Origin of the sequence: Pseudomonas sp. R4-39-08, assembly GCF_003852275.1 — a bacterium.
In the GTDB taxonomy this organism is placed as follows: domain Bacteria; phylum Pseudomonadota; class Gammaproteobacteria; order Pseudomonadales; family Pseudomonadaceae; genus Aquipseudomonas.
The window spans coordinates 168,386-179,877 of record NZ_CP027733.1; the positions used below are offsets into that span (position 1 = coordinate 168,386).

10 protein-coding genes are annotated in these 11,492 nt (G+C 64.1%); 6 read left to right on the forward strand and 4 right to left on the reverse strand.

Annotated features, from left to right (window positions below; all coding sequences use genetic code 11):
• Positions 1 to 29: 29 nt before the first annotated feature.
• Complete coding sequence (locus tag C4J88_RS00705) at positions 30 to 734, reverse strand: DUF3142 domain-containing protein (RefSeq protein ID WP_124405944.1); 705 nt, start codon at positions 732 to 734, stop codon at positions 30 to 32.
• Positions 731 to 2,893 (reverse strand): outer membrane assembly lipoprotein YfiO, encoded by a 2,163-nt coding sequence (locus C4J88_RS00710; protein ID WP_124405945.1) that lies wholly within the window; start codon positions 2,891 to 2,893, stop codon positions 731 to 733. The genes C4J88_RS00705 and C4J88_RS00710 overlap by 4 nt, the downstream gene beginning before the upstream one ends.
• Positions 2,894 to 3,052: 159 nt before the next feature.
• Between C4J88_RS00710 and C4J88_RS00715 the strand changes: the two genes are divergently transcribed.
• The 4 genes from C4J88_RS00715 to C4J88_RS00730 are packed head-to-tail and all read left to right on the forward strand — an operon-like array spanning position 3,053 to position 7,762.
• Entirely contained in the window at positions 3,053 to 3,823 is a 771-nt protein-coding gene (locus C4J88_RS00715; RefSeq protein WP_124402629.1) for an efflux RND transporter periplasmic adaptor subunit, read from the forward strand.
• Positions 3,820 to 5,139: an efflux RND transporter periplasmic adaptor subunit gene (locus tag C4J88_RS00720; protein ID WP_124405946.1), complete on the forward strand. Its 1,320-nt coding sequence runs from the start codon at positions 3,820 to 3,822 to the stop codon at positions 5,137 to 5,139. The genes C4J88_RS00715 and C4J88_RS00720 overlap by 4 nt, the downstream gene beginning before the upstream one ends.
• Positions 5,139 to 7,235 carry a biotin/lipoyl-binding protein gene (locus C4J88_RS00725; RefSeq protein ID WP_124405947.1) on the forward strand — a complete coding sequence of 699 codons (2,097 nt, stop codon included), beginning with the start codon at positions 5,139 to 5,141 and terminating at the stop codon, positions 7,233 to 7,235. The genes C4J88_RS00720 and C4J88_RS00725 overlap by 1 nt, the downstream gene beginning before the upstream one ends.
• A gap of 11 nt (positions 7,236 to 7,246) precedes the next feature.
• Positions 7,247 to 7,762: a GNAT family N-acetyltransferase gene (locus tag C4J88_RS00730; protein ID WP_124405948.1), complete on the forward strand. Its 516-nt coding sequence runs from the start codon at positions 7,247 to 7,249 to the stop codon at positions 7,760 to 7,762.
• Here C4J88_RS00730 and C4J88_RS00735 read toward each other — a convergent pair.
• Both C4J88_RS00735 and C4J88_RS00740 read right to left on the reverse strand, forming a co-directional pair.
• Positions 7,738 to 8,046, reverse strand: a complete 309-nt coding sequence (locus tag C4J88_RS00735; RefSeq protein WP_124405949.1) for a hypothetical protein — start codon at positions 8,044 to 8,046, stop codon at positions 7,738 to 7,740. The genes C4J88_RS00730 and C4J88_RS00735 overlap by 25 nt on opposite strands.
• Positions 8,047 to 8,095: 49 nt before the next feature.
• Entirely contained in the window at positions 8,096 to 8,686 is a 591-nt protein-coding gene (locus C4J88_RS00740) for a phage tail protein (RefSeq protein ID WP_124360699.1), read from the reverse strand.
• Positions 8,687 to 8,887: 201 nt separating this feature from the next.
• Between C4J88_RS00740 and C4J88_RS00745 the strand changes: the two genes are divergently transcribed.
• Both C4J88_RS00745 and C4J88_RS00750 read left to right on the forward strand, forming a co-directional pair.
• A complete protein-coding gene (locus C4J88_RS00745; RefSeq protein ID WP_124405950.1) occupies positions 8,888 to 10,501 on the forward strand; it encodes a glycosyltransferase family 39 protein in 1,614 nt (537 codons plus the stop codon).
• A gap of 110 nt (positions 10,502 to 10,611) precedes the next feature.
• Positions 10,612 to 11,454 (forward strand): sulfotransferase, encoded by an 843-nt coding sequence (locus tag C4J88_RS00750; protein ID WP_124408574.1) that lies wholly within the window; start codon positions 10,612 to 10,614, stop codon positions 11,452 to 11,454.
• The last annotated feature ends 38 nt before the right edge of the window (positions 11,455 to 11,492 follow it).

Consider the following 11,492-nt stretch of genomic DNA (forward strand, 5'->3'; position numbering starts at 1 on the left):
TCGATGCGGATTTTTCCCTGTCGGAGGACTTACCGGTTCTGCAAAAACACCACATACCCCCGAAACCACTCACTCCCCTGTAAATACTCCGGCGCTTGCCAGTCCCCGCCCTGAATCAGGCCGACCTTGAACGGCACACCCAGCCGGTTCATGCGGGGCAAATACGCGGCGTAGTCGGGGATGCTGTGCCGCCCTTGATAGGTCTGTACCACCACTTCATCCACCACGCCCTTGAGCTGGGCGATGGCGGCGGGGTCGGCGTTGCTGCTCCAGTCCAACAGGCCGGTGATGCTCAAGCGCAGGTCGGTCGGCAGACGTTGGCGCAGGTCGCGCAGGAAGGCCGCGTATTCGTGCAGGTATTGAGTGCGGGCGTCGAAGTCGATCTGGATGCCGACCACCGGGTTGCCCGCCTCGCGCCAGCGTTGCACCTGGCCAAGCAGTTGGGTGTAGACCTGTTCCGGCCATCGCAGAGTATGGGCGCGGTAGACCACCCAGATGTCGCCCTGGGTAATGCGCGGCACGTTCATGCCCTGGGCCATCAGTTGCACACCGCGTTGCGGCGCGCGGCGGGTGGAGTTGATCTGGCCCTGCAGGATGTACAGGGTCTTGGCCTGCTTGAGCACCGGCTGGGGCGCGACGCCGCTCCACAGCCAGAAGGCGTCGTAGTTACGGGCGTCAACAGCACCGAAGGCCGGGCTTGCCAGCAACAGCAGGCCCAGCCACAGCATTTTCACCAGTAGTACTGCAGCGATTTGCCCCACTGGGTGTCGGCGAAACCGCTTTTGAGCTGGCGGAACCAGCCTTTGCGCACGGCCGGTGCCACGTCTTCGCCGCCGCAGCTGTTGTAGCCGGCCGGCGCGTAGCAATTGATCGCGCGAAACAGCGCGTAGGCCCGGTCGGTTTTGGGCGCCTTGGCATTGGTGATCACCTGCTGGTAGCCGTCCAGGCGCGAGAAGGTTTCACCTTTGAACTCCGAGGCGGTGCTGCCAAGGCTGCCGGTGGCGCGAGCTTGCTCCAGCGGCATGCCGTCCAGGCCATTGCGCAGGATGAATTCCCCCAGGCAGTTGAGGGCTTGCGGGTTTTTTGCGTCGCTTTGCAAGGTCGCGGCGGTTTGCGCGACGCTCGGGCAGGCATAGCCGGATTCGGCCTTGTCACCGTTCCACTGGAACAACTTCAGGCTTTGCCCGCCGCTGTAGGTGTAACCCAGGCTGGTGCCGAGTTTGTCGTCAGACAGCGAGGCCTGCTTGAGGTCGTCGGCGAAGGTCGCGAACTGGCGGTGCAGCAGGTCTTTGTAGAGCAGCACGAATTGGGCGGTCTGGCGTTCAGTGGAATCGTTGGCCTTGGCGATCTGCTGGCGCAACAGGTCGGGACCGGCCACGTTGCGCAGCAGGATGTATCGCACCTGCCTGGCACTGATCGGCGAGTCGGCGGCGAACACCTTGGCCAGTTGGCCGCTGCGCTCGTAATTCATCGCCAGTGCCAGCTCCAATTGGTCGCGTTGCAGCGGTTGCTTGGCCAGCGGCAGCAGTTGCAGCCACAGCGCTTCGGCGCCTTTCCAGTCTTGCTTGGCTTCCAGGGCCAGGGCGCGCAGGGTCTGCTGGCTGAAGGCGAAGTAATCCAGGTTTGGCGGCAGGTCCGTCGGCAGATGCTTCAGGGCCGTGTCGGGTTGGTGCTCGACATACAGGGCATACGCCGCTTGCAGGTAGTCGAACAAGGCCGGCTCGTTGGCGAAGGTGCTCTTTTGCTTGTCGAGGGCTTCACGGCTCAAGAGGGGCGGGGTATGGGCACGCATGGCCATCAGGTCGCTGACCAGTTGCAGCATCGGGCTGTTGGCCGCCTGGTTGCTGGCCATCAGCAATTTGAGGTCGGCTTCTTCCACCAACGCGTCCACGCTCACATTGTGCTGGGCGTCGCTGGCTTCGGTGAATTGCCAGGTGAAGTCTGCGGCGAGCTTGGTCTCGTCACTCGCCAGCCAGTGCACCCGGCGCAGCAGGCCGCGGGCGGACGCGACGTAAGCGCCCTGCGGGTAGGTTTTCAGGTAGCCGAGAAAGCCTTCTTCAGCGTCGCTCAACGCGGCCTTGTCCACATGCTCGCGCTGGGGCACACCGTATTCGTCGAAGGCTTCGGCCTGGGCTTGGTTCAGCGAGGTGCGCGCGGTCATGTACAGCGCGGTTTCCTTCAGCCAGGGCACCTCGCTGGTCGCGGCGGCGGCGAAACCGCGCTCGGCGTTACCGAAGCGGCCGCTGTAGAAGTCAGCGGCGGCCTGCAGATAAGTGCGAAACAGTTGGGCGCTGGCCGAAGGGGTCAGCTGCGCATCCACCACCTGGCCGTCCCAGTCACAGGTGGTCAGCAGCTGCAGACGTGCTTTCACCAGCAGGTCGCGCTCGGCGGGCGGCATATCGGCCTTGATCACCTGGCTGATAAACGCGGTGGCGCTGTCATCAGCGTTGCTGCGGCAGCGGCTGCCTTCGCCATCGAGAAATGCTTCGCCTGCGGTCTTGTACTCCTCACGCTTGATGCCCAGCGGCGCGAGCAGGGTGTCGAGCTCGGCGGTGCGCGAATCGTCCGCTTGGTTATCGGGTTCGTCCTCTGCGGCCGGAACCGGCACCAGGCGATACACCGGAAACGGCACCGGGCCGAAACCCTGGGCCAGGTCGTCTTCGCCCAGGGCATTCGGCGCCAGGGGTGCGGCCTTTTTGTCGGCCAGCAACAGGCGCAGGTTTACCCGGCTATCGTTGCCTGGGCTGAGAAAGGGTTGGTTGCTGCAGGGTTCGAGACTGTCACGCGACACCCGCCAATCGGGATAGCACGAGTCGTCGGAGCTGGCCTGGGCCGCCAGGGGAATACCGGCCAGCAGGGCCAGTGCCAGAGGTGACAAAAAACCGATGCGCATGACGTGTCCTTGATCCTGGGTCCTTGGAGGACGGCAATCATAGCGTGATCCGACGCCAGCTTCGGTGAACGCTCACACAAATCACGGATTTGTCCGATTGAGGGTAGTGGCGTTTTAACCTTGCTGACATAGACTGCATTCTTCATCAGGGAGGATCGTATGAAGCTATTGCGGCTATGGCTGTTGAGTGTTGCCTGCGTGATGGGCGTGGCGCCTGTCGCCATGGCGGACGACCCCTTGCTGGATCACCCGCCGGCGGCTGCGGCCGGCACTGATGAGGCGCGCGGCGTGTTACGGGCCCGCGACCAGGCGATGCTGGCCAGCGAGTTGTCGGGGCGCATCGTCGAACTGCCGTTCAGTGAGGGCGAGTCGTTCAAGAAGGGCGACACCCTGGCGCGTTTCGATTGCTCGGCCTACCAGGCGCAATTGAATGCCGCCCAGGCTGCCAGCCGTGGCGCCGGTGAAGAGCTGGCCCACAACAAACAGCTGGCGGCGCTCAATTCAGTCGGGCGCTTTGAAGTGGCCCGCGCCGAAGCCAAACTCAGCGAAACCCAGGCCCAGTCCCAGGTCTATCAGGTGCAGGTCAAGCGTTGCAGCGTGCTGGCGCCGTATGACGGCCAGGTGGTGCAGCGCAAGGTGCAGCGCTATGAAAGCGTATCGGCCGGGGCGCCGCTGTTGGAAATCGTCGACAATCGCAGCCTGGAAATCCACCTGCTGGTGCCGTCACGCTGGATGGACAAGCTCAAGCCCGGCCAGACCTTCACCTTTACCCCCGATGAAACCGGCCAGGCGTTCAGCGCCACGGTCAAACGACTCGGCGCGCGCATTGACGAGGGCAGCCAGACGCTGCTGCTGGTCGCCACTTTACCCAACGCCGCCGGGTTGATGGCAGGCATGAGTGGCACCGCACACTTTGCGCAATTGCAATGAACGCCCCGATGCCGGGCAGCAGCGAGCGGGTGTTTGCGCAGTTTCTGGACCTGGAACGCCAGACCCGCGCCGCGCGCACCACCGAGCAACTGGCCTACAGCCTGGTCAATGACAGCCAGCCGCTGTTCGGCTATCGGCATGCCGCACTGTTGATCGCCGGCAAGGTGCAGGCGGTGACAGCCGTGAGTAACGTCGACCCGAATGCGCCGTTCGTGGCCTTTGTCGAGCAGGCGGTGGCGCAGCTGCACAAGCAGGCGCTGGCCCAGACCGCACGCGTAGTGCCGGCGGAGCAGTTGAGCGAGGCGGTGCGGGCGGACTGGCAAAGCCTGTCTGCCGGCCAGGTGTTCTGGTTACCGTTGATCGACCCCCAGGGCCGAGTGTTCGGTGGCCTGTGGCTGGCGCGAGATACCCCGTGGAATCCGGCCGAGCAAGTGTTGCTGGCGCAATTGGGCGACACCTGCAGCCATGCCTGGCATGCACTGCAGCCGCAGCGGCCGTGGCGGTTGCGCCTGACTCGCAAGCGCCAGCTGATGGTGGTGGTCGCCTTGCTGCTGTTGCTGCTGATTCCGGTGCGCCAATCCGTGCTGGCGCCCGCCGAAGTGGTGCCGCTGGCCGGGCAGGTGGTGGCGGCGCCGCTGGATGGGGTGATTGCACAGTTTTTGGTCAAGCCCAACCAGGCGGTAAAAACCGGTGACCTGTTGCTGCGTTTCGAAAGCACCACACTCACGGCCCAGGCCGACGTGTCGGCGCGTGCCCTGGGCGTGGCCGAGGCCGAGTTGAAGGCCAGCGCGCAGCGAGCTTTTGCCGATGCCGAATCGAATTCGCGTATCGACCTGCTGGCGGCCCGGGTCGAGCAAAAACGCGCCGAACGCGATTACGCCCGCGAACTGCTCAAGCGCAGCGAAGTGCGCGCCGAGCGCGACGGTATCGCCGTTTTCGCCGACGCCGAGCGCTGGACCGGCAAGCCCGTGCAAACCGGCGAGCGCCTGTTGCAGATTGCCGACCCCGACCAGGCCGAGTTGCGCATTGAGCTGGCGGTAGGCGATGCGATCGCCCTGGAACCGAACGCCCAGGTAGCGCTGTTCCTCGACAGCGACCCTTTGCATCGCCACCTGGCGACCTTGCAACGGGCAGCCTATGAAGCGCAGCCCACACCGGGTGGCCAACTCGCCTATCGCCTGGATGCGCAATTCGACGAAGCACCGCCGCGTATCGGCTTGCGCGGCACGGCCAAGCTGTTTGGCGAGCGCGCGCCGCTGGCGCTGTACCTGTTGCGGCGGCCGCTGGCAGGCCTGCGCCAGAGCGTGGGCCTCTGATGGACTTGCCCAAACTGCGTGAAGACCTGCAACTGTCCAGCGCCGGCGCGGCCCTGGACGGTTCGCCGCGCTGGACCCTGGCCGACCCGGTGCGCGGGCGCTATTTCAAACTGGGCGCCACCGCCATTCGCTTGCTGCGCCACTGGTCCCTGGGTGACCCGGAAAAAGTCCTGCAGGCCGCCAACCGCGAGCCGGGCCTGGCGTTGGGCGGCAGTGAAGTGGATGAGCTGCTGGGTTTTCTGCGCGCCCACGACCTGATCGCCGCCCTCGACCCGCAGCAGCGCGCCAGTTACCTCTACAAATCTGCCGCGCACAAACAAAGCCTGTGGCAGGTGCTGCTGCATCAATACCTGTTTTTCCGGATTCCGCTGTGGCGCCCCGATGCGTTTCTCAACCGTGCCTGGCCGCTGCTGGCGCGCTTTGGCCCTGGGTTGCTGCGCTACGGCTTGCCGATCATTTTGGCGCTTGGGGTGTTTCTGGTCGCGCGCGACTGGCAGCGCTTTGTGGCGACGTTTCCGCATCTGTTCAGCCTGGGCGGCGCCCTGGCGTTTGGCGTGGCGCTGTTCTTTGCCAAGCTGTGCCATGAATTCGGCCATGCCTTTATGGCCAAGCGCGCCGGGTGCAGGGTGCAGAGCATGGGCGTGGCATTCATGGTGTTGCTGCCGATGTTCTACACCGACGTAAGCGACGCCTGGCGGGTCAATGATCGTCGCGCGCGCTTGATGATCGGGGCGGGTGGGGTCATGGCCGAGTTGTTGCTGGCGTGCATCGCCCTGCTGGCCTGGTCGCTGCTGCCGGACGGCCCGGCGCGCACGGCAGCGTTCATGCTGGCAAGCGCCACCTGGCTGACCACCCTGGCGATCAACCTCAACCCGTTCATGCGCTTCGATGGTTACTTTCTGATCAGCGATTGGTGGGAGGTGGATAACCTGCAAGGTCGCGCCTTTGCGCTGTGTCGCTGGCGCTTGCGCGAGCTGCTGTTCGGGTATGGCGAACCGGCACCGGAGCCGTGGTCGCCGAATATGCAACGCCGGCTATTGTGGTGGGGCTACCTGGCGTGGCTGTGGCGCGCGGCGCTGTTTTTAGGGATCGCCCTGGCGGTGTATCACCTGTTTTTCAAGCTGCTGGGGATCGTCCTGATGGGCGTGGAACTGGTGTGGTTTATCGGCCTGCCGATCTTCAAGGAGTGGCGCCAATGGTGGAGCCGACGCAGCCAGGCGCATGCGCCGCGGGTCATGCTCAGCAGCCTGGGCCTGGTGCTGTTGGTGCTCGCGCTGGTGGTGCCCTGGCGTAGCGCGGTGGAGCTGCCGACCATGCTCGAAGCCGGGCGCGCCAGTGCGCTGCATGCGCCGGTGGCGGCGCGGGTCAAGCACTTGCGGGTGGGGGACGGGCAAGAGGTGACCCAGGGCCAGGTGCTGATCGAGCTGGAATCACCGGACCTCGACGCCCGGCAAGGTATCGTGCGTCGCGAAGTGGAGATTTTGCAGTTGCAGATGCGCCGCCAGGCCGGGCGCAGTGAAACGGCAGTGGACGCGGGCATCAATGATCAGCGCCTGTCCCAAGCCCTCGCCGAATACCGTGGCCTGGCCGCCCAGCGCGAACGCCTGCTGCTGCGCGCGCCTCACGCCGGTACGGTGCGCGATGTGCTGCCGCAATTGAGCGTGGGGCGCTGGCTGTCGCCCAAGGATTCGCTGGCGCGGGTGGTGGAAGAAGGCGCCCGCCTGCGCGGTTACATCGCCGAGGCCGAGCTGTGGCGAGTGGCGCCGGGGGCGACCGGACGGTTTATCGCCGATGACCCGATGCACGCGGCTATTCCGGTGGAGTTGATCGATATCGACGCCAACGGTGTGGCCTACCTGGACCAGGAGGCGCTGACCTCGGACCACCACGGGCCGATTGCCGTGCGCCGCGATGAAAACCAGCGCCCGGAGCCTGTGCAGGCGCAATACGGCGCACGCTTGAAAAGTCTGCAAGCGATTGCAACGCCCCGTCAGCCGTTGCGCGGCGTGGTGATACTGCAGGGGCGCAGTGAGTCGGTGCTGGGCGTGGCCTGGCGCCGGGCGGCGGCGTTGGGTGTACGGGAAAGCGGGTTCTAGGAGTGAACGCAATGTCGAACAAGCAAGGTGCCCTGGCGCAGGGCCTGGTGATGCGCCCCTCACGCAGTACCGACGGGCCGTTTTTGCAGCGCCTTTACCGCTCGGCACGTGCGGATCTGCAGTGGATTGATGGCGAGCAGGCGCTGGTCGAGGAGGTGGTCGCCCAGCAATTCCAGGTCCAGGAAAAGGGCCTGGACGAGCATTTTCCCGGTGCGCTGCACTATGTCATCGAAAAGCTGGACACGCCTATCGGCGCCTTGAGTGCCGACTTTGGGCCCCATGAAATCCGGGTGTTGTACCTGGCATTCATTCCCACCGCGCGTGGCCAGGGTTTTGGCCGCGCGGTTTTGCAAGGGGTGCAGCAGGCGGCCACGCAGGTGATGTGCCCGGTGTGCACGGTGGTGTGGGCGAGCAACCCCCATGCGTGCCGGCATTACCTGGAGCTGGGGTTTCGGGTGGAAGAACAGACGCCCGCCGCGCAGCGGTTGGTGTGGTACCCGTCTCAGTTGAACACGATGCAGAAATAACCCCGCTCGCTGTCGCGGCCCATGGCGGGCTCGCGGGACACAAACACCTGTTCGAGGCAGGCGTCCGCCAGCGGTAAACGGCATAAGCCGTCGACGAAATCCGTGGGTTCAAGGCTTTCGAGCAGCACCCTGAAGGCCCCGCGCGGGCTGCCTGGCAAGGTGGCTTTGGGGGTCTCGCTGAGGCTTTGGACCTGGATCGGCAGCGCCGAACCGTCGGGCAGGTAAAGCACGGCGGTGCCATCAAGCAACGGTCGAAAGTGTTCCGGGGTGACCAGGTTCAACATGTGAGGCTCCATTTCAGAGATGCCGGGGCCTGCGAGCCCCGGCCAGGGGTTAATCGCGCGACGGAAAAAGCCCGTTCAAGGCAATGCTGAAATTGATCGCAAGGTAAGGGTTCATGGTGGCCAAGGCCTGGCCCTGACCGGCGACACTGATCGTGCCTCCGGCCACGGCGGTGCTCACGCCCTGCAGAGGGACCGGCGTGGCGCCCTGCTGGTCTGAATAGATTGCGGCGCTGCCCGGCCCACCGCCGGAAGCGCCGATAAACGCGTTGGTAGCGCTGGGTACTGTCAGCGGGTTGCTGGAGGTGTTCGCCAGTTGCACCGAGGTAGTGGCGGTGAGTGGTGTCATGGCGTGGGTGTGGGCAGGCAGGTTGAGCAGGGTGGCGGTGACGGATTCCGTGCCGGAGATTTCGCCAATGACGCGCGCCGACAACCCCGCGCCGCTGCCTTGACCAATGGGCATTCGACCTTGCAGGTTAGGCAGCATGAAGCTGACGCTGCCATTTCCGCCGTAAACGACACCGAGCAGGGCATACAGCGCCTGGTACTGGTTGACAGCAAGGGTTTGCCCGGCGCACAGGGCCCAGTCTCTGGGGGCGAAATCAAACGCAAAGGGTTGGATGGTGCCGATGAAAACTTCCATGGATCGTTCATCCTTGTGATGGCTAGACAGGGGGGAGGACGCCAATCGGTCCGGCGCCATCGCAGAGCGTAGTCGCCGTTGTTGCTTGCTGCCTGGCGGTTGCGAAACAGCGAGCGAAACCGGGGCTTTTGTCCTAGAGTGGCGCGTGTTTGCGCATGTGCGGAGTTTGCTCGGTAAACGGGCTGTGTCTGGGGAGTTGAGGTGCGACGGTCTGTGGTAGAACAAGACGACAAAGTGGCGGCACTTTCCTTAGTCAATCGCCTTGCGAGCGCCTGGGAAGGCGCCGGTTGGCTCAGCCGTTTGTGGTGGGTACCGATCCTGGCGCTGGCCATGGCCGTGCGGTTTTATGGCCTGACGACTGCGGCGATCTGGGGCGATGAGGGCTCAAGCCTGCTGCTCAGCGAATACGCCCTGGACGACCTGTGGTTTCACGCCGCCCATGATGTGCACCCGCCGCTGTACTTTTTCATGCTGCGCGGCTGGATCGAACTGTTCGGCGACGGCATCTGGTCGATTCGCGGCATGAGTGCGATCCCCGGCGTGCTGGCGGTGGGCCTGGGCGTCTGGCTCACACGGCAACTGTCTACCCGTCGCGCTGCGGTGCTGGCGGGGGTGCTGCTGGCGCTGTTCCCCTCCGCCGTGCGCTACAGCCAGGAAGTGCGCATGTACTCGCTGCTGGCCGTGTGGTTGCTGGGGGCCACGCTGGCGCTGGTGTACTGGGTGCGCCAACCCGCGCGCACGCGTTACCTGGTCGTTTATGCGCTGTTGATGGCCGCCGGGTTTTATACCCATTACTTCACTGCACTGTGCGTGCTGGTGCACTGGGCTTACCTGGGGCTGCTGTGCCCGTCCCAGGCGCCCAGCCAGCGCCTGATCCTGCGTCCGTCGTGGTGGTGCGCCAATGCGCTGGTCGTGGCGTTGTACCTGCCCTGGCTGCCGAACCTGCTTGACCTCGTGCAACACGTCGAACAGCTCAAGGTCGGCGGTGACATTGGCTGGGAAGACCCGGTCACGTTGACCTCCGTGCCGTCGATGATCTGGCAGTTCACGCTTCAGGATGAAGGCGTGGACTTCTGGCGACCGCTGTTCTGGCTGTTCCCGCTGTTGTTGATCGCCGTCGTGATAGCCACCGCCTGGCAGGATCGCGAGCGCCATCACCCGGCCCGCCTGCTGGCGCTGTTCTTCCTGTTGCCGCTACTGCTGGTGTATGCGGTGTCGTTCATCTCGCCGGTGTTTATCGAGCGCTACCTCACGGTATACGCCCTGGGCTTGCCGATCCTTGTGGCCCTGGCCATCGACCGCCTGCCCACGCGCCTGGCATGGCTGGGCGCGGCGTTGTGCGTGGTGTTTGTCGGAGTGGAGCTGCTGGGGCTGAAAAACAATGCCACGGTGGATGGGCATGATCAGTTCAACGTGCCGGTGGAGTTCGTCAACCGCAACTACCAGGAAGGCGACCGCATCGTTCTCAGCGACATGATGTGGTACCTAAGCTACGTGTATTACGACCAGACCGACGCCCAACTGCAGCTTTACACCCCGCCCAGGCCCGACGGCACGCCGACTCGGCCGAATGCCTATGGCTTCGGCACCCTGGTGGATCAGGACGGCGGGCGCATCTACCTTGACCGTCTGTCTGCCTTAGCGCCCGACACCCGCCGTGTCTGGCTGATCAGCAGCAACGAGCTGCCGGATGAATTCGCGCCGATTCCGCCAGGCTGGCAAGAACTTTTGCAGCAGGACGGCGGCGGCGCGCGGGCGCGGCTATTCGTGCTGTGTGGCGGGCCAGAGCCTTCGCGGCCCGCCGGTTGCCGCTAATCACGAATTGGTATTAGGGGCATGCCAAAATAGTGGCAAATGATCGCTAGTCGGCACTGCATTTCTCAACTACGCTCCGGCCCACAAATGGATTTTTGTCCTACAAAGTGGTGAACGGATTGCAGTATCACTTTATCTCGGGCTTGCCGCGCTCCGGCTCGACCCTGCTCTCTGCGATTTTATTGCAGAACCCGCGTTTTCACGCCGGCATGAGCAGCCCTTTAGGCACTTTGTTCAATGGTGTGCTGGCGCAGTGCAGCGCCGGCAGCGAGTTTGGCTCGGTCATCGATGCCAACACCCGTCGTCGCCTGTTGCGCGGCCTGTTTGATTCCTACTACGCCGACAAAGCCTCCATCCCGGTGGTATTCGACACCAACCGCCAGTGGTGCGCGCGTATGCCTGCGCTGCACGACCTGTTTCCCCAGGCCAAGGTCGTCGCCTGTGTGCGCAACGTCGCCTGGATCATGGACAGCCTGGAGCGCTTGTACCGCGCCAATCCCTTCGAAAACACCAAGCTGTTTGGCGATGACGTCGAGCGCAACACGGTCTACAGCCGCTGTGAAACCCTGGCCCAGCGCAACCGTCTGGTGGGGTTTGCCTGGGCGGCGCTCAAGGAAGCCTATTACGGTGAGCATGCCGATTCTTTGCTGATCGTCGATTACGACCTGCTCAGCCAGGCCCCGGAGCGGGTCATGCGGTTGGTCTACGATTTTATCGGCGAGCCGTGGTTTGAGCATGACTTCGACAACCTCGCCTACGACGCGCCGGCATTCGACGAGGCGCTGGGCGTTTCCGGCTTGCACAAGGTCCAGCCCAAGGTGCGTTTGCAGACGCGGCGCACCATCCTGCCGCCGGACTTGTTCCAGCAGTACACCGAGTTGTCGTTTTGGCAGGACGGCTCAGCCAGCGCCGCCAATGTGATTCGTATGAAGGCCAACGCCGCGATCAGTTGATCGCGGCGTTTTCATTTTTCTCAAGAACGTTTGACGCC